This is a genomic window from Streptomyces sp. 11-1-2 (genome assembly GCF_003595545.1).
GTDB lineage: Bacteria > Actinomycetota > Actinomycetes > Streptomycetales > Streptomycetaceae > Streptomyces > Streptomyces hygroscopicus_B.
Genome location: NZ_CP022545.1, coordinates 7,217,544 through 7,235,093, shown reverse-complemented (window position 1 = coordinate 7,235,093; position 17,550 = coordinate 7,217,544). Strand labels below are relative to the sequence as shown.

The window sequence follows — 17,550 nt, the reverse complement described above, 5'->3', positions numbered from 1 at the left end:
TATGCGCCGCTACGGCAAGCACACCGACGAGGATGACGTTCGGGTCCGCCCCAACCGCAAGGGCAACCGGCCGCGCACCAACATCCGCCCCAAGCACGAGGACGCCGCCGAGGGCTTCGTGCTGACGATCGACCGCGGCCGGCTCACGGTCCTGGTCGAGGATCGCACCATCACCGCCATGAAGGCCCGCGAGCTCGGCCGTAAGGGCGTCGTCGTCGGCGACCGGGTCGCGGTCGTCGGGGATCTCTCCGGCGACAAGGACACGCTCGCCCGGATCGTACGGGTCGAGAAGCGCTCCTCCGTCCTGCGCCGGACCGCCGACGACGACGATCCGTACGAGCGGGTCGTGGTCGCCAACGCCGACCAGCTCGCGATCGTGACCGCGCTCGCTGATCCGGAACCGCGCCCGCGCCTGATCGACCGGTGTCTCGTGGCCGCCTTCGACGCGGGACTCGAGCCGCTGCTCGTGCTCACCAAGTCCGATCTGGCGCCCGCCGAGGAGATGCTGAAGACCTATGAGCCGCTCGGCATCCCCTTCGTCGTCACCAGCCGCGACGAGCTGGCCGATGGCGACGCCGCCGACCGGGTGCGGGAGCGGCTGACGGACCGGATCACGGTCTTCGTCGGCCATTCGGGCGTGGGCAAGACGACGCTGGTGAACGCGCTGGTCCCGGACCACCAGCGGGCCACCGGCCGGGTGAACGCGGTCACCGGCCGCGGCCGCCACACCACCACCTCCGCGCTCGCGCTGCCCCTGCCGGACACCAAGGGGTGGGTGATCGACACCCCGGGCGTGCGGTCCTTCGGGCTGCACCATGTGGACCCGGCGCGGGTCATCAACGCCTTCCCGGACCTGGAGCCGGGCACCGAGGGCTGTCCGCGCGCCTGCAGCCACGACGAGCCGGACTGCGCGCTGGACCAGTGGGTGGCCGACGGCCACGCCGAACCGGCCCGGCTGTACTCCCTGCGACGGCTGCTGGCGACCCGGGAGCGGCGGGAGGGCGACTAGGGCCTGTCCGGCGGGTCTTTTCCCCTGCCCTTCCCCTCACCAGGGGCGGGGAGGGGAACGGCCCGCCGCAGGCGTCAAGATCCGCCGGACGCCTCCTGGGGAGCGTGTTTGCCGTCCACCCGGGACGGTAAATGGATAATCGCATCAAGGAGTCCAGGCGACCGGGCGGGTCCCGGGCGACGGCAGCCGACGGCGACACGGGAGGGCATGTCTATGGCGTGGCTGCTGGTCGTGGTCGCCGGGCTTCTCGAAACGGGCTTCGCCGTCTGTCTCAAGCTCTCGCACGGCTTCACCCGCCTCTGGCCGACGGTCGCGTTCTGCGCGTTCGCGCTCGGCAGTTTCGGGCTGCTGACGCTGTCGCTGAAGAAGCTCGACGTGGGGCCCGCGTACGCGGTGTGGACGGGGATCGGGGCCGCCGGGACCGCGATCTACGGCATGATCTTCCTCGACGACCTCGTCTCCATGCTCAAGATCGTCTCCATCAGCCTGGTGATCATCGGCGTGATAGGACTCCAGCTCTCCGGCTCGGCCCACTGAAACCCAGGCCGCCCGGGTCTGGCTCAGGCCAGCACCGTGCGCACCATACGGGCCACATCAGCCGCCGGGGCGGGCGCCACCACGTACGACAGGGCCAGCCTGGCGACCGCCTCGCAGGCCAGCGGCAGCTCGACCGCACCGGGCGGCCAGTCACCCGCCAGCAGCCGCACCGCCCGGTCCCGCGCCTGGCCGAGCAGCTCGCCCGGCGCGGGCAGCGGGCCGGGCGGTGACGTCCTTACGGGCGTCGGCAGCCGCTCGTTCCAGCAGCCCGTGAGCACCGCCCGCACCAGTGGGTTCTCGGTCGCCGAGCGGACCGTCCACACCGCCGCGGCGGCCAGCCGCTCCCTGGGGCCCGCCACGCCGGACACCCCGGACAGCGCCCGCTCGACCCCGCTCAGATACGCGTCGGCCTCGCGCCGCACCAGAGCGCGGGCGAGGCCCTCCTTGCTGCCGAACTCGTTGTAGAGGGTCTGCCGGGAGACCCCGGCCGCCGCCGCGACCTCGGCCATCTTGACCCTCGGCCACGGACGGCCCGCGAGCGCGGCGAAGGCCGCGTCGAGTAAGGAATCACGCGCTGCGGGCATCGTCGCCTCCCAGAGCGGGCATCGCCGCCTCCCAGCGGCATGTGCCCGACAGAATTGACGGGCCGCCAGATGAAGTCAAGAGCCCCGCACGGGCCGACCCGTACGGCCCGCGTCCCTGGTCATGTGGAGTCGCGTGGCCCCCGGTCTTTTCCGCTCGATACTGTTCGGCCATGCCCGACTACCACGATGACCTGCGTCTCGGCCATGTCCTCGCCGACGCCGCCGACTCGACCACCATGGAGCGGTTCAAGGCGCTCGACCTCAAGGTCGAGACAAAACCCGATATGACGCCGGTGAGCGAGGCCGACAAGGCGGCCGAGGAGCTGATCCGCAGCTCCCTCCAGCGCGCCCGGCCGCGCGACGCGGTGCTCGGCGAGGAGTTCGGCAGCGAGGGCAGCGGCCCGCGGCGCTGGGTGGTCGACCCGATCGACGGCACCAAGAACTATGTGCGCGGGGTCCCGGTCTGGGCCACCCTGATCGCCCTCATGGAGCGCGGTGAGGGCGGCGACCGCCCGGTGGTCGGGGTGGTCTCCGCGCCGGCGCTGGGACGCCGCTGGTGGGCCGCCGAGGGGCTGGGGGCGTACACCGGCCGCAGCCTGTCCTCCGCGTCGCGGCTGGCCGTCTCGAAGGTGAACAGCCTCTCCGATGCCTCGTTCGCGTACTCCTCGATCAGCGGCTGGGAGGAGCGCGGCAAGCTGAACGGCTTCCTCGATCTGACGCGCGCCTGCTGGCGCACCCGTGGCTACGGCGACTTCTGGCCGTACATGATGGTCGCCGAGGGCTCGGTGGACATCTGCGCCGAACCGGAATTGTCGCTGTGGGATATGGCGGCCAACGCGGTGATCGTCCAGGAGGCGGGCGGCCGCTTCACCGGCCTCGATGGCGTACCGGGCCCGAACAGCGGCGACGCGGCGGCGTCCAATGGGCTGCTGCACGGGGCGATGCTGGACTATCTGCGGGCGTGAGAACCGGAGGAACCGGAGTGTGAACCGGAGCGGCGGCGCGCGCTCAGCGGCCCGTCGGCTACCGCGCGCCCTTGTTGGATCCACCAAGGCATGTGAACATGAGAATTCAGGACCTTGTGAACTTGTGCATCCATTCACAGGCGCCTCCGGCGCCGGGCATTCTCGAATGGATTCTCCAAGGAGGTGGCTCCATCCATGCCCATGCACGTCCGTGATGCCATGAGCTCGGTGGTCCTCACCATCGGCCCCGCGCACACGCTCCGTCAGGCCGCCCGGCTGATGTCCGCACGCCGGGTCGGATCGGCCATCGTGCTCGATCCCGACACCTGCGGCCTGGGGATTCTCACCGAGCGCGACATCCTCAACTCAGTGGGGGCGGGCCAGGACCCCGACCAGGAGACCGCGCACGAACACACCACCGCCGATGTCGTCTTCGCCGCCCCCGGGTGGACGCTGGACGAGGCGGCCCGCACGATGACCCAGGGCGGCTTCCGCCATCTGGTCGTCCTCGACGCGGACGGCCCCGTCGGGGTGGTGTCGGTGCGCGACATCATCCGCTGCTGGGCCCCGATTCCCCAGCCCGTACCGGCCTGAGGCGCCCCGGCGGACCGGAACCGGAACCGGACTTCGCACCCGGCACCCCGCGTCCGGTGCGCCGCATCCGGCGCACCCGCCTACGGCACACCGCGCCCGGCGCCCGAAGAGGCCGGAGCCCAACGGCGTCCGGCCTCTTCGGTTGATACGGCAAGCGTCCGTCAGCCGCGCAGGGCCTGAACCGCGGCCTCCAGCCGCTTGCCGTAGTCGGCGTCCGCCTTGCGGAAGTTCTCGATCGCCCGCTGTGCGATGTCATCGCGGGAGACCTTGGCGATGAACTGCGCCAGATTCTCGATCAGGCGCGCCTTCTCGTCGTCCGACATCAGCCGGTAGAGGTTCCCCGCCTGGACGAAGTCGTCGTCCTCGGCATGCGAGGGGGCCTCATGGTCACCGGTCCGGCCGGAGACCGGGGACGGCTGCCACAGCGGCCGGCCGGTCTCCGCCGGGCCGCCGAAGCTGTTGGGCTCGTAGTTCTTCGCGCCCGTGTGACGGCCGTCGTACAGGAAGCCGTCCCGGCCGTAGGTGCGCGCCTCGGCCGCGTGCGGACTGTTCACCGGCAGGTGGTCGGCGTTGATGCCGACGCGGTAGCGGTGGGCGTCGCCGTACGCGAAGAGGCGGCCCTGGAGCATCTTGTCCGGCGACGGGCCGATGCCCGGCACGAAGTGGGCCGGCGAGAAGATCGACTGCTCGACCTCGGCGAAGATGTTCCGCGGGTTGCGGTTGAGCTCCAGCTTGCCGATCTCGATCGGCGGGTAGTCCTCGTGCGGCCAGATCTTGGTCAGGTCGAACGGGTTGAAGCGGTAGTTCGCCGCGTCGGCCGCCGGCATGATCTGCACCTGCACGGTCCAGGTCGGGAAGTCACCGCCCTCGATGGCCTCGCGCAGATCGCGCTGGTGGCTGTCCGCGTCCTGGCCCGCGATCACCGCGGCCTCTTCCGAGGTCAGGCTCTTGATCCCCTGGTCGGTCTTGAAGTGGTACTTCACCCAGAAGACCTCGCCCGCGGCGTTGTTCCACTGGTAGCTGTGCGACCCGTAGCCGTTCATGTGGCGGTACGAGGCGGGGATGCCACGGTCGCCGAACAGCCAGGTCACCTGGTGGGTGGCCTCGGGCGAGAGCCCCCAGAAGTCCCAGACGTTGTCCGCCTCCTGCGAGCCGGTGTACGGGTCGCGCTTCTGGGTGTGGATGAAGTCGGGGAACTTGATGGCGTCCTTGATGAAGAACACCGGCGTGTTGTTCCCGACCAGGTCGTAATTGCCGTCCTCGGTGTAGAACTTCAGCGCGAAGCCGCGCGGGTCGCGCACCGCGTCCGCCGAGCCGAGGTTGCCGGCGACCGTCGAGAAGCGCAGGAACGTCTCGGTCTGCTTGCCGACCTCGGAGAGGAACGACGCGCGGGTGTACTTGGTCACATCCGCGGTCACCGTGAAGGTGCCGTACGCACCGGCTCCGCGCGCGTGCACGATCCGCTCCGGGATCCGCTCGCGGTTGAAGTGGGCGAGCTTCTCGATCAGGTGCTGGTCCTGGATGAGGACCGGACCGCCGACGCCCGCCGTCTCGCTGTTCTGGTTGTCCGCCACCGGAGCCCCGGACTCCGTGGTCAGCGGACCAGTGATGTTGTCCTGGACCGTCACGTGCGCCTCCTGCGTACTCGCATTCCGTCCCTTGGTCTGGGGCTGTTCTCGATCCTACATTGGACAATGTCTAAGTCAAGAAGCGTTGGAAAGTCGTACTCGATCTGGTCAAGGACTCGTCCGCTGCTACCCTTGTCCTTATCTGACTGATAGGTGAATGGCATGAGTGACCTGCTGGAACGACTCAGGGGACGCGGCTGGAGGCTGACGGCGCAGCGGCGTGTCGTCGCCGAGGTCCTCGACGGGGACCATGTGCACTACACCGCCGACGAAGTCCACGCGGCGGCGGCCGAGCGCCTGCCCGAGATCTCCCGCGCGACCGTCTACAACACCCTGGGCGAGCTCGTCTCGCTCGGCGAGGTGATCGAGGTCACCACGGACGGCAGGGCCAAGCGCTACGACCCGAACGCACATCACGCGCATCAGCACCTGGTGTGCGCGAAGTGCGGCACGATCCGCGATGTCCACCCCTCCGGCGATCTGCTCGCCGACCTGCCCACGCAGGAGCGCTACGGCTTCGCGATCTCCGCGGTCGAGGTGACCTACCGGGGGCTCTGCCCCGACTGTGCGGCCTGAGAGCGACCGCGAGAGACGGCCACGACAGACCGCCACAACAGGCGAAAGGCCCGGATCCTGGAGGATCCGGGCCTTTCGTATTGGTAGCGGGGACAGGATTTGAACCTGCGACCTCTGGGTTATGAGCCCAGCGAGCTACCGAGCTGCTCCACCCCGCGTCGTTGTGTTGCAACCTTAACCCGGGGTGGACAGCAGGAGCAAACCGGTTGGCGGCGGGACGCCCGCCGGTGGCTCCGGGCCGGGGCTCCGGCCCGGAGCACAACGCCTTGAGCTACCCACTACGCCGCGAACTCCTGCTACGTGCGAGCTGCCGCTACTCCACGAGCTCCCGCTACGCCGTGAGCTCCTGCTGCAGCGCGTCCCGCAGCCGGGCCGCGCGCTCGGCGACCTCCGCGGGCCCCAGCTCGACCGCCCGCGCACACCACCGCTGCCCCTCGGTGAGCGCCCCGCGGCGGGCCGCGAGCAGCGCGAGCCGCAGCGCGGCCCGGCCGTGCCCCGCCTCTGCGGCACGCGTCCACCACAGGGCGGCCTCCGGCTCACTGCCCTCCCGGGCCAGCAGCAGCCCCAGGTTGAACGCGCCGTTGCTGCTGCCCGCCTCGGCCGCCGCCCGGTACCAGCGCGCGGCCTCGACCACGTCGCCGCGCGCGGCCGCGAACATGCCCACCCGCACCTGGGCCCGTCGGTGGCCCTGGCGCGCGGCGCGCTCGTACCACTCCTCGTACTCGGGGACGTGCGGCCCGGAGCCGTCGTCGGGCGGCGGGGTCGGGAAGCGCGTCCCGGACGAGCTGCCGAAACCGGTGCCGGTCGCCGGATCGCCGCCGACCGGCGAGCGGTCCAGCAGCGCGGCCAGCCGGAAGGCGCCCTCGGCGCTGCCGCCGCCCGCGGCGCAGCGCAGATGGCGCTCGGCGCCCTGGAGGTCGCCGTCCCGCTGCAGGGCGAGGCCGACCTGCAGCGCCGCCTCGGTGTGCCCGGCGGCGGCGGCCCGCTCGTACCACTGCCGGGCCGCCCGGCCCTCGCCCCGGCCCGCGTACAGGATCCCCAGGTTGAACGCGGCGTCGACGCTGCCCGCCTCGGCCGCCTTGGAGAACCACGGCTCGGCGCCCGCCGCGTCGCCGCGCTGCAGCAGCATCACGGCGACCGCGTTGGCGGCCTCGCGGTGGCCGGCGTAGGCGGCGCGGCGGTACCACTGCTCGGCCTGTGCGGTGCGGCCCTGCTCGGCGCAGAGCAGCCCGAGGTTGTAGGCGCCGTTGATGTCCCCGGCGTCGAGCGCGGCGCGGTACCAGCGCTCGGCGGTCTGGGTCTCGCCCCGGTCGGCGTGCAGCGCGCCGAGCGCGTTGGCGGCGTTGCCGTCGCCGTCCTGGGCCGCCCGGTGCCACCAGACCGCCGCGCTGTCCGTGTCGCCCGCGTCGCGCAGCAGGAAGCCCAGCGCGCAGGCGGCGCGGGACTCACCGTCCTTGGCGGACATCAGGTACCAGCGGCCGGCCTCCTTGGTCTCACCGCGCTTCTCCAGCAGCGTGCCGAGGTGGAGGGCGGCGCGCCGGTGGCCGCGCGCGGCGGCCTGCCGGTACCACTGCTCGGCCTCCTCCCGCCCGGCCCCGTCGGCGCCGCGGCGGCGCTCGGCCACCGGCTCGTCGCCCTCGTCGCCACGGTCGTCCAGGATGCGGGCGAGCCGGTACGCGGCCTCGCGGTGGCCGCGCTCGGCCGCGGTGCGGAACCAGCGCTCGGCGCCGATGTCGCTGCGGTGCTCCAGCAGATCGCCCAGCGCGTACGCGCCCAGGGTGTGGCCGGATTCGGCGGACTGGCGCAGCCAGTACTCGGCGGCGGGCTCATCGCCCCGCTCACGGTGGTGCCGGCCCAGGGCGTGGGCCGCGGCGGCGGATCCGGCGACGGCGGCTATGCGCCACCAGCCGGCCGCCTCGTCGGCGTAGCCGCGCTGGTGCAGCAGGACGCCGAGGTTGTTGGCGGCGGCGCGATCGCCCGCCGCGGTGGCTCCCCGCAGATGCGGTTCCGCGCCGTCGACGTCGCCACGGCGCAGCAGCAGCGCGCCCAGTGCGCTCATCGCGGCGGTGTCACCGGCCTCGGCGGCACGACGGTGCCGGGTCTCCTCCTCGGCATCGTCGTGCGTGTGCGCAAAACGCCCTGTCTCCAACAGACTGACCCTGTCCCCCATAAATCCCATCGTGGCATCACCCGCATCCGGCGTACACCTGGTATACCGCAGCCGAGGAGGTCACTTCAGCGTTTTGTCGACATGCCCACAGAGAGACAACCCAAACGCTTGTATCCGCATTCCCCGAGTGGACGCTCGCAGAACACACAACAAGGCCCGGATCCTTGCGGATCCGGGCCGTGTCTGTCAGTAGCGGGGACAGGATTTGAACCTGCGACCTCTGGGTTATGAGCCCAGCGAGCTACCGAGCTGCTCCACCCCGCGCTGTGTTGTCACCACCGTATCACGGTGCGCGGGGTCGGCCGCCCGGCCGTTCTCGCAGGTCGTCAGAGGGTCAGCCGCCCTTCTTGCCGGAGCCGTCACCGGCGCTCTGGCTCTGTGGCTGGTTCTGCTTCTGCCCCGGCTTGCCGCCCGCCTTCTCCTCCGCCTTGGCGGCGCGGTTCAGAGCGTTCCTCAGATCGTCCTGGGCCCTGCCGTACGCCTCCCAGTCCTGCGGCTGCTTCTGGAGCGCGTCCTGGCCGTCCTGATACGCCTCCTGGGCGTCCTTGAGGGCTTCCTTCACCGTGGGGTTGGCGCTGGACGGCGGTTCCTGCCCGCCGTCGCCCGGTGGCTGATGCTCCTCGGACGACTCGCCGAAGACGGCGTCCAGGGCCTCGCCCAGGGTGTCCTTGAAGACGGTCTCCTTGCCGTAGGAGACGCCCACCTTCTTCAGCAGCGGGTAGTTGGCGCTGCCACCGCGGGCGTAGACCGGCTCGATATAGAGGAAGCCGTCGTCCAGTGGCACGGTGAGCAGATTGCCGTACTCGATGTCGGAGTCGGTGCCTCTGAGGTTCCGGACGAACTCGGCGACCTCCGGATCACCGTTGAGCTCGCTCTGCACCTGCTGTGGCCCTGGCACGTTGGAGGTGACCTTCAGCAGTCTTATCGTGCCGTAGTCCTTGCTGTTGGCATCCGCGTCGATCGACATGAACGCGCCCAGGTTGGGACGCCCGTTGGGGGTGAAGGTCGTCGTCAGCGAGAACGTCTGCCCCTTCTGATCGGGCATCTTCATGCTCAGGTAGTACGGCGGCACCGCGTTCCCGTCCTTGTGGGTCGGGTCCTCGGGAACCTGCCAGGCGTCACTGCCGCTGTAGAACTGCGTCGGGTCGGTGACGTGGTAGCGGGTCAGCAGCTCGCGCTGGACCTTGAAGAGATCCTGCGGATACCGCAGATGCTCCATCAGGTCCTTGCTGATCTTCTCCTTGGGCTCGACCGTGCCCGGGAACGCCTTCTCCCAGGTCTTCAGGACCGGGTCCTTGGTGTCCCACTCGTAGAGCTTGACCGTGCCGTCGTAGGCGTCCACGGTCGCCTTGACCGAGTTGCGGATGTAGTTGACCTTGTTCTGCTGCGCGACCACCGAGCGGTCTCCGTCGCTCAGCGAGTCGGCCGTGCTGTCGCCCAGGGTCGTCCGCGAGGCGTACGGATAGCCGTTGGTCGTGGTGTAGGCGTCGACGACCCACTTGATCCGGCCGCCGACCACCGCCGGATAGGCGTCGCCGTCGATGGTCAGCCAGGGGGCGACCTTCTCGACGCGCTCCTTGGGGGTGCGGTTGTACAGGATCCGCGAACCGTCGCCGATCGCGCCAGAGTAGAGGATCTGGGGCTCGCCGAACGCCACCGCGTAGGCGGCGCGGTTGACCGGGTTGGAGAGGCTGACCCCGCTCTTGCCCTTGTAGCTGGTGGTCTTCTCGCCGTTCTTCTCGTAGTCGAGCTCCTTCTGGGGGCCACCGACTATCGAGTACTGATCGGTCTTCTCGCCGTAGTAGACCTGCTGCTTGTAGGTGCCGACCCCGCCGCCGCTGGAGCTCTTGGTGGGCAGCCCGGACTCGGTGAAGTCCGGCGAGCCGGCCGGGTCCGCGTTGGGATCGGTCGTGGTGCCCTTCGCCGCCACCATGCCGTAGCCATGGGTGTAGGTGAAGTGGTCGTTGATCCAGTTCCGCTTGGGGATGCCGTTGAGGTTCAGCTCGCGCACACCGACGACGGTGTCCTGGTCCTTGCCGTCGGCTCCCTTGTAGCGGTCGACGTCGAGCGTCGAGGGGAACTGGTAGTACTTCCGCTCCTGCTGGAGCTGCTGGAACGTCGGCGAGATGACGCTGGGGTCGATCAGCCGGTAACTGGCCGTCGTATTGGCGTCCTTACGGAGCTTCTCGCCGCCCTCACTGTCGTTCTTGCCGGAGTAGTCCGCCACCTTGGAGTCATCGATGCCGTACGCCTGGCGCGTGGCCTCGATGTTCTTCTGGATGTACGGCGCCTCCTTGGCCTGCTCGTTCGGCTGGACCTGGAACTTCTGCACGATCGCCGGATAGAGCCCGCCGATGAGGATCGCCGACAGCACCATCAGCCCGAAGCCGATGACCGGCAGCTGCCAGGTGCGGCGCCACAGCGTCGCGAAGAAGAGCACCGCGCAGATGGCCGCGATGCAGAACAGGATCGTCTTGGCGGGCAGATAGGCATTGGCGTCCACATAGCGCAGACCCGTCCAGTTGCCCGTCGCCTTGAAGTCGCTGGACTTCACCGCGAGGCCGTAGCGATCCAGCCAGTACGCCACCGCCTTGAGCGCGACGAAGACACCCAGCAGCACCGACAGATGGCCGGTGGCCGCGGCGGTCGCGCGGGCGCCCGGGCTGGTGACCCGCAGCCCTCCGTAGAGGTAGTGCACCAGGGCGGCGGCGATGAGCGAGAGCACCGTGGCCGCGAAGCCGAAGCTCAGCAGGAAGCGGTACCAGGGCAGATCGAAGGCGTAGAAGGCCACGTCCTTGTGGAACTGCGGGTCCTTCTGGCCGAACGGCACTCCATTGACCCACAGCAGCCAGATCCGCCACTGGCCGGCCGCCGAGGCGCCCGCGATCAGCCCGACCAGGGCGGTGACCGCGAGCAGCACCCACTTCTTGAACGGGGCGATGCCCATCCGGTAGCGGTCCAGGCTCTGCTGCTCCACGGACATCGCGCTGAGCGGCGGCCGCAGCCGGTGCGCCAGCCAGATGTTGATCCCCACCGCCGTGGCCATCAGCACGCCGAAGACGAAGAACAGCCCGATCTTCGTCTTCAGGGTGGTACTGAAGACGGACGAGTAATGGAGCGAGCGATACCAGAGCCAATCCGTCCAAAACCCGGCAAACATGACAAAGAGCATGGCCAATACGGCCAGCACGCCCAAGGTCATGAGCAGAGTTCTGGCACGCCGGGACGGTCGGCCGACTCTCATCCGCGGCCCCGTCGGGCCTCCGCCGCGGTCCGGCATCTGGAAAGCCAAGGTGCGCACCTCGAAGTTCGCTGTCGATTGAGGGACCCTGAACTCCAGGGCCCACCTGATGCAACTTACTCAGGCTTTACTCAGTTCCCGTTTCCGGGTCCGAACAGGGCACGATATGAACCATGTCCAACGCAACCCCCGGCACCGACCCGCTGGCCTCGAATCCTCTGACCCGAGCCGTCCTCGAGATTGACGAGTACGCCTCAGGGCTCGGCTGGGACCAGCCCGCCCGGCTCTTCGCCCTCGTCGACACCGCCCGGCTGCGCGCCGAGGAGCCCGGCCTCGCCTCCCAGCTCGGCCTTGACGAGGGCGGCGAGGAGACCGCCTCCCTGACCCCCATCGAGCAGGACGAGCTGCCCTCCGGCGCCCCGCTGGACGAGTTCCTCGCCACCATCGCCTGGCCCGACGCCGTGACCGGCTGCGCCCTGACCGTCGAGCGGCAGATGCTGCCGCCGTCCGCCGAGGGCTCCGTACCCAAGGGCCTGGCCGACACCGAGCTGGCCAAGTGGGTCGCCGAGCACCCGGACCGCCAGGAGGTCCGGATGACCGTCGCCGTGCTGCGGGACGGCACGCGTGAGTCTGCCCTGCGGCTGCGGGAGAAGGACTCCCCGACCGAGGTACTCACCGGCGCCGGCCTGGTGCCGGGCCTGGCGGAGGCGCTCACCGCCACCTTCGCCACCGACTGACCGCTGAGAGGGGGGCGCCGCTCAGCCCGTCGCGCACTTCGGCAGACCGGCGGTGTCCCCCTTACGGATCTTCTCGAGCGCCTTGAGGGCGTCGTCGATCGTGTGCACCTTGACCAGCCGCAGCCCGCCCGGCACGTCCTTGGCGGCTGCCGCGCAGTTCTCCTTGGGCGTGAGGAAGTAGCGGGCGCCCGCGTCACGCGCGCCGATCGTCTTCATCTCGATCCCGCCGATCGGACCGACCGTGCCCTTGTCGTCGATGGTGCCGGTACCCGCGATGTACTTCCCGCCGGTGAGATCGCCGGGCGACAGCCGGTCCACGATCCCCAGCGCGAACATCAGACCCGCGCTGGGCCCGCCCACGTCCGCCAGCTTGATATCGATCCGGAACGGGAAGGTGTAGTCGACCCCGGCCTGGATGCCCACGATGGCGCGGGAGGGGCCCTGGTCCGCCTTCGCGGTGGTGATCGTGACGCGCTCCTCGCCGGTGGGCTGCTTACCGCGCTTCTCCGCCGCGGCCACGTCCTTGGCCGGCACGACCGAGAAGACCACCTTCTGGCCCGGCTTGTGCTTGGTGACCAGCTTGGCGACGTCATCGGGCTCACGCACCGCCGTGCCGTCCACCGACTTGATCACATCGCCCGCGTGCAGCTTGCCCTGTGCCGGGGCGCCCTTCTGGACCGCTCCCACGATGACATGCGCGGTGACCGGCTTCTTCAGCGCCCGCAACGCGGCGACCTTGGCGGACTCCTGGGACTGGGTGAACTCCTCGGCGTTCTGCTGGTCGACCTGGTCCGGGGTCTTGTCGTCCGGGTAGAGGGTGCTGTGCGGCACGACCACGTCATCGTGCGCCAGCCAGCCGTAGACGGCCTCCACGAGGTTCATCCGGTACTCGGAGCCGGTGACGCGGACCGTGGTCATGTTCAGATGGCCACCCGTGGTCTCACAGCTCTTGCGGCCCGAGATCTGCAGCACGCACTCCCCGTTGTGCTCGCCCAGGGTGTTGTACGTCGGCCCGGGAGACATCTCCGCATACGGCACCGGGATGAGCACTCCGGCGCAGAGCAGCGCGATCAGCATCAGAAGGGAAGCGAGCATCGTCGCGGTGCGGCGTGGCATGGAACGACAGTACGGGACCCGTCCGTAAGTCCACCGTCGGGGCCGTCCGTACGAGGGGCGGCACGGACGGGGCGCGGTCAGGCCGCGGCGTCCGAATCGGAGGGCCGGCGCTCCATCGCCTCGCGGAAGCGGGCGTATCCGGCCAACTCAGCTACATCCCCCCCGGACTTCCGTTTTACGGCTCGGGCGGCTATGCCCGCGTATATCGCCGCGGCTATCGCCGCGAACAGCGGAATCAGCAACCAGAGAAGCGCACTCACAGCAGCCTCCCGACCCCTGGAAAAATCGCGGCTCACGACCGCGACTGACAGATGAGCAGATTAGTCCTCTGCCAGGTCAACGCTCACGGCAGGGTGGGGGTTACGCAAGTGGAGTACACCCTTCCGTGCCCAACCGCATTCCCGCTACGCGCCCACCACCCCTCAACGAGGCGCTACGCGCCCACCCGCCCTCCCGTCACCCGACCACCGCCCCTCCACGAGGCGCTACGCGCCCACCCATTCTTCGGTCCCATCCGTGAATGACTGGTGCTTCCAGATCGGCACCTCGCGCTTGAGGTCGTCGATCAGGCGGCGGCAGGCGGCGAACGCCTCCGCGCGGTGCGGGCAGGAGACGGCCACCACCACGGCCAGATCGCCGATCACCAGATCGCCCACCCGGTGCACGGCGGCCAGCGCGCGCACGGGGAAGTCGGCCACGACCTTCTCGGCCACCCGGCGCATCTCGGCCTCGGCGGTCGGATGCGCGGAGTAGCCGAGGGCGCCGACCTCCGCGCCTCCGTCGTGATTGCGCACGGTGCCCACGAACAGCGCCGTACCGCCCGCCGCGGCATCGCCCACCGCCCCGAACACCTCGTCCACGGACAGGGGCGTGTCACGGACGGCGAGCAGCCGGATGGGGTTGGCGGCCGCGAGTTCGCCGGGGTGATCGTACGAATGTGCCATGCCGTCCATCGTGCCGCACCGTCCCGTCCTCGCGTAATACCGGATCCCGGAAGGCGCCTTCCGGACCAGACCCGTGCCAGGCGCGTCGCAGGCCCTGGGCAAGCCCCTGCCAGGCCCGTCTCAGACCCGGCGGCGTGCCTTACGGGCGCGGCGCACGATCGCCGCGGTGCCCACCAGGGCCACGGTCGCGCCCGCGGCGCCGAGTGTCGTGGCGTCCTTACGGCCCAGGCGCCGGCCGGCGACCGTATGGCGGCCGGAGACCTCCTCCAGCAGCTCCGCCAGGACCTCCTCGTTGGTCCAGCGCGGCCGCCAGCCCGCCGCGTGCAGCCTGCTGCCGCTGATCGCCCACGGGTGCATCGTGTACGCGAGATCGCCGGCCGGGGACGGCGTCAGACCGAGCCGGTGCAGCCGGGAGGCGGCGCCCAGGGCGACCGCCGAGGGCAGCTCCATGCGCCGGATTCCGGACAGCTCCTCGACCTCCTCCTGCTCCAGCCAGCCCTCGCAACCGACCGCCAGCTCACCCTCGACCTTCTCCAGAGCGGCGTACTCCAGCGCGCCGACCAGGTCCTCCACATGGCAGAACTGCCAGGTGGGACGGGATCCGGCGACGACCAGCAGACGCGGTGACTCGAAGTAGCGGGTGAGCGCGGTGTCCGTGCCGCCGACCAGGATCGCCGGGCGCACGATGGTCACATTCAGCCCCGGATGCGCCCGGGGCGCACGCTCCCCGAGCCGCTCGATCTCCAGGAGATCGCCGACGCCGGTGGCCTCGGCGGTCGCCCGCAGCTCCGCGTCCTCGGCGAGCGGCACGGCGTTGTCCGGGAGCGCCCCGTAGACCATCGCGGAGGTGCACAGCACCACCCGGCGCACCCCGGCCGCCGCGGCGGCCGTAAGGACGGTCTGGGTGCCGCGCACGTTGTAGGCCGTGCGGGCGGCGGAGTCGGTGCCCAGGTCCAGGTCGACAGCGAGGTGCACCACCACGTCCGCGCCGCGCAGCTTCTCGGCGATGGCCGGATCGCGGACGTCCAGCACATGCCACTGCGCCTCGGTCACCTCACCGCGGCGTTCATCGATGGCCAGGACCTGCTTGACCTCTTCGGACTCCGCGAGCCGCTGCGTGAGCAGGGCACCTGGGCCCGAGGCGGCACCGGTCACCGCCACGACGGGTCGTCGTGCGGTGCGAGCCGTATCGTTTCGCGCAGCGCGAACTTCTCGGTCTGGGGAACTCACCGGGCGTCTCCAGCGGTTGTCTTCAGTACGGAGCGCATGCACGCATACGTACCAGGTGACGTCCATCCTGCCGCAGGGCGGCGATCAGCGAAGCACCGAGCCCGGAAACCGGCGAGGTGTCTAGGCTGGGTGGTGATGTCGGGCATCCGCCACCGGCCCGGGAGCCGGTGGCCCAACGAGCCGAGGAAACCCGTGAGTGACACCCCATTCGGATTCGGCCTTCCGCCGGAGGAGCCGGAGGACGGCGACGACGGCAAGAAGAAGGGCGGCCAGGGCGGCGAGCAGGGCCCCGCGAATCCCTTCGGGTTCGGCGGCGGACCCGGCGGAGCGGGCGGCGCGGACAATCCGTTCGCCGCGATGTTCGGTTCGCTGAACCCGGGCGACCTGGGCGCCGCCTTCCAGCAGCTCGGGCAGATGCTCTCCTACGAGGGCGGCCCCGTGAACTGGGACATGGCCAAGGACATCGCGCGCCAGACCGTGGCGCGCGGCACCGCCGACGGCAGTAAGGACGAGAGCGTCGGCCCCGCCGACCGTGCCGCGGTCCAGGAGGCCGTTCGCCTGGCGGACCTGTGGCTGGACGGCGTCACCTCGCTGCCCTCGGGCTCCGGGAGCGCCGTGGCCTGGAGCCGCGCCGAATGGGTCGAGGCGACCCTGCCGGTGTGGAAGGACCTGGTGGACCCGGTCGCCGAGCGGGTCGGTGCCGCCATGGGCGATGTGCTGCCCGAGGAGATGCAGGCCATGGCCGGCCCGCTGCTCGGGATGATGCGCTCGATGGGCGGCGCCATGTTCGGCACCCAGATCGGGCAGGCGCTGGGCGTGCTGGCCGGCGAGGTGGTCGGCTCGACCGATATCGGGCTGCCGCTGGGCCCGGCGGGCAAGGCGGCCCTGCTGCCGGTCAACATCGCGGCGCTCGGCTCCGGCCTCGGCGTGCCCAAGGAAGAGGTCCGGCTGTATCTGGCCCTGCGCGAGGCGGCCCACCAGCGGCTCTTCGCCCATGTGCCGTGGCTGCGCTCGCACCTCTTCGGCGCGGTCGAGGGGTACGCCCGCGGCATCAAGGTCGACACCGCCAAGCTGGAGGACGCGGTCGGCCAGCTCGACCCGACCCACCCCGAACAGCTGCAGGAGGCACTGCAGCAGGGCATGTTCCAGCCCGAGGACACCCCCGAGCAGAAGGCCGCGCTGGCGCGTCTGGAGACCGCTCTCGCGCTGGTCGAGGGCTGGGTGGACGCGGTGGTGCACGCCGCCGCCAAGCCGCATCTGCCGTCCGCCGACGCCCTGCGCGAGACGCTGCGGCGGCGCCGGGCGAGCGGCGGCCCCGCCGAGCAGACCTTCGCCACGCTGATCGGCCTGGAGCTGCGGCCGCGCCGGCTGCGGGACGCCTCCCGGCTGTGGGCCTCGCTGACCGACGCCCGCGGCCTGGAGGGACGCGACGGGCTGTGGGCGCATCCGGACATGCTGCCGACGGCGCAGGACCTCGACGACCCGGACGGCTTCGTCCACGGCGAGCAGCTGGACTTCTCCGAGCTGGACAAGATGCTCGGCGAGGCGGCGAGCGGTGAGGACCGTAAGGACGGCCCCGAGCGCCCCGACCTCCGGAAGGAGGACCCCGACCGTCCCGACCTCCGCAAGGACAGCGATGGCGGCGAGGACGACGACCGGGGCGACGGCGAGAAGTGAGTCTGCACCAGGACGCGGCGCGGGTGCTCACCGAGTGGCCCGCGCCCGATGCCGCCCAGGAGCGGCTGCGGCGGCATTACGGCGACCATCTGGCCGCGTATCCGGACGGCATGTGGAGGGCGTGCGGGGACGGCCACATCACGGCGAGCGCCCTGGTGGTCGACCCGGACCGGAAGCGCGTGCTGCTCACCCTGCACCGGAAGCTGCGAATGTGGCTGCAGATGGGCGGCCACTGCGAGCCGGATGACACCACGCTCGCGGGCGCGGCGCTGCGCGAGGCCACCGAGGAGTCCGGGATCGAGGGGCTGACGCTGCTGCCGGGCGGCCCGGTGCGGCTCGACCGGCACCACACCCCCTGCGCCTGGCACCTGGATGTCCAGTACGCGGCGGTCGCGCCCCAAGGCGCGGTGGCGGCGATCAGCGACGAGTCACTGGATCTGCGCTGGTTCGGCTACGACGAGGTGGCGGATGTGGCCGATGAGTCGGTGCGGCACCTGGTGACGCGCACCCGCGCGCTGTTGTGAGGAGCGCGTCGGCCGCGA

Annotated in this window: 16 protein-coding genes and 2 tRNA genes; 8 read left to right on the top strand and 10 right to left on the bottom strand. The window is 70.6% G+C overall.

The genetic code is table 11. The features are described from left to right. The first annotated feature begins 1 nt into the window (after nt 1). Nucleotides 2–1,009 (top strand): ribosome small subunit-dependent GTPase A, encoded by a 1,008-nt coding sequence (gene rsgA / locus CGL27_RS31145; protein ID WP_078643483.1) that lies wholly within the window; start codon nt 2–4, stop codon nt 1,007–1,009. 213 nt (nt 1,010–1,222) lie between these two features. Continuing rightward, the gene (locus CGL27_RS31140; RefSeq protein ID WP_014054781.1) at nt 1,223–1,546 is read left to right on the top strand and encodes a multidrug efflux SMR transporter; all 324 of its coding nucleotides are present in this window, start codon (nt 1,223–1,225) and stop codon (nt 1,544–1,546) included. A gap of 23 nt (nt 1,547–1,569) precedes the next feature. On the opposite strand, the gene CGL27_RS31135 is transcribed toward CGL27_RS31140, so the two are convergent. Next, nucleotides 1,570–2,130 (bottom strand): TetR/AcrR family transcriptional regulator, encoded by a 561-nt coding sequence (locus tag CGL27_RS31135; RefSeq protein WP_119991395.1) that lies wholly within the window; start codon nt 2,128–2,130, stop codon nt 1,570–1,572. 170 nt (nt 2,131–2,300) lie between these two features. On the opposite strand from CGL27_RS31135, the gene hisN reads away from it, so the two are divergent. Beyond that, nucleotides 2,301–3,095, top strand: coding sequence for a histidinol-phosphatase (gene hisN / locus CGL27_RS31130; RefSeq protein WP_078643480.1), 795 nt, complete (start codon nt 2,301–2,303; stop codon nt 3,093–3,095). Between the two features lie 201 nt (nt 3,096–3,296). Continuing rightward, nucleotides 3,297–3,689, top strand: a complete 393-nt coding sequence (locus CGL27_RS31125) for a CBS domain-containing protein (protein ID WP_119994629.1) — start codon at nt 3,297–3,299, stop codon at nt 3,687–3,689. Between the two features lie 161 nt (nt 3,690–3,850). Here CGL27_RS31125 and CGL27_RS31120 read toward each other — a convergent pair whose 3' ends face one another. Further along, entirely contained in the window at nt 3,851–5,317 is a 1,467-nt protein-coding gene (locus tag CGL27_RS31120; RefSeq protein ID WP_119991394.1) for a catalase, read from the bottom strand. A gap of 162 nt (nt 5,318–5,479) precedes the next feature. On the opposite strand from CGL27_RS31120, the gene CGL27_RS31115 reads away from it, so the two are divergent. Then, nucleotides 5,480–5,893, top strand: coding sequence for a Fur family transcriptional regulator (locus tag CGL27_RS31115; RefSeq protein ID WP_059149453.1), 414 nt, complete (start codon nt 5,480–5,482; stop codon nt 5,891–5,893). Between the two features lie 81 nt (nt 5,894–5,974). On the opposite strand, the gene CGL27_RS31110 is transcribed toward CGL27_RS31115, so the two are convergent. From CGL27_RS31110 to CGL27_RS31095, 4 genes are all read right to left on the bottom strand, one after another. Continuing rightward, a tRNA-Met gene (locus CGL27_RS31110) sits at nt 5,975–6,051 on the bottom strand. A 173-nt stretch (nt 6,052–6,224) separates the two neighbouring features. Then, a complete protein-coding gene (locus tag CGL27_RS31105; RefSeq protein WP_107439142.1) occupies nt 6,225–8,072 on the bottom strand; it encodes a tetratricopeptide repeat protein in 1,848 nt (615 codons plus the stop codon). Nucleotides 8,073–8,253: 181 nt separating this feature from the next. Continuing rightward, a tRNA-Met gene (locus tag CGL27_RS31100) sits at nt 8,254–8,327 on the bottom strand. A 70-nt stretch (nt 8,328–8,397) separates the two neighbouring features. Further along, nucleotides 8,398–11,343 (bottom strand): UPF0182 family protein, encoded by a 2,946-nt coding sequence (locus CGL27_RS31095; RefSeq protein WP_119994628.1) that lies wholly within the window; start codon nt 11,341–11,343, stop codon nt 8,398–8,400. Nucleotides 11,344–11,477: 134 nt separating this feature from the next. Here CGL27_RS31095 and CGL27_RS31090 point away from each other — a divergent pair, with 134 nt between their 5' ends. Further along, nucleotides 11,478–12,041: a PPA1309 family protein gene (locus tag CGL27_RS31090; RefSeq protein ID WP_078643474.1), complete on the top strand. Its 564-nt coding sequence runs from the start codon at nt 11,478–11,480 to the stop codon at nt 12,039–12,041. A 21-nt stretch (nt 12,042–12,062) separates the two neighbouring features. On the opposite strand, the gene CGL27_RS31085 is transcribed toward CGL27_RS31090, so the two are convergent. The 4 genes from CGL27_RS31085 to CGL27_RS31070 all read right to left on the bottom strand — a co-directional run bounded on the left by CGL27_RS31085 (nt 12,063) and on the right by CGL27_RS31070 (nt 15,331). After that, complete coding sequence (locus tag CGL27_RS31085; RefSeq protein ID WP_119991393.1) at nt 12,063–13,157, bottom strand: PDZ domain-containing protein; 1,095 nt, start codon at nt 13,155–13,157, stop codon at nt 12,063–12,065. Nucleotides 13,158–13,234: 77 nt separating this feature from the next. Beyond that, nucleotides 13,235–13,417: a hypothetical protein gene (locus CGL27_RS52360; protein WP_078643471.1), complete on the bottom strand. Its 183-nt coding sequence runs from the start codon at nt 13,415–13,417 to the stop codon at nt 13,235–13,237. A 225-nt stretch (nt 13,418–13,642) separates the two neighbouring features. Beyond that, nucleotides 13,643–14,110 carry a molybdenum cofactor biosynthesis protein MoaE gene (locus CGL27_RS31075; RefSeq protein ID WP_205587775.1) on the bottom strand — a complete coding sequence of 156 codons (468 nt, stop codon included), beginning with the start codon at nt 14,108–14,110 and terminating at the stop codon, nt 13,643–13,645. Nucleotides 14,111–14,221: 111 nt separating this feature from the next. Continuing rightward, nucleotides 14,222–15,331, bottom strand: a complete 1,110-nt coding sequence (locus CGL27_RS31070; RefSeq protein ID WP_119991392.1) for an NAD-dependent epimerase/dehydratase family protein — start codon at nt 15,329–15,331, stop codon at nt 14,222–14,224. A gap of 192 nt (nt 15,332–15,523) precedes the next feature. Here CGL27_RS31070 and CGL27_RS31065 point away from each other — a divergent pair, with 192 nt between their 5' ends. After that, nucleotides 15,524–17,008 carry a zinc-dependent metalloprotease gene (locus tag CGL27_RS31065; protein WP_119991391.1) on the top strand — a complete coding sequence of 495 codons (1,485 nt, stop codon included), beginning with the start codon at nt 15,524–15,526 and terminating at the stop codon, nt 17,006–17,008. Next, on the top strand, nt 17,005–17,532 hold the full coding sequence (locus CGL27_RS31060; protein WP_119991390.1) for an NUDIX hydrolase: 528 nt from the start codon (nt 17,005–17,007) through the stop codon (nt 17,530–17,532). The genes CGL27_RS31065 and CGL27_RS31060 overlap by 4 nt, the downstream gene beginning before the upstream one ends. Nucleotides 17,533–17,550 lie beyond the last annotated feature (18 nt).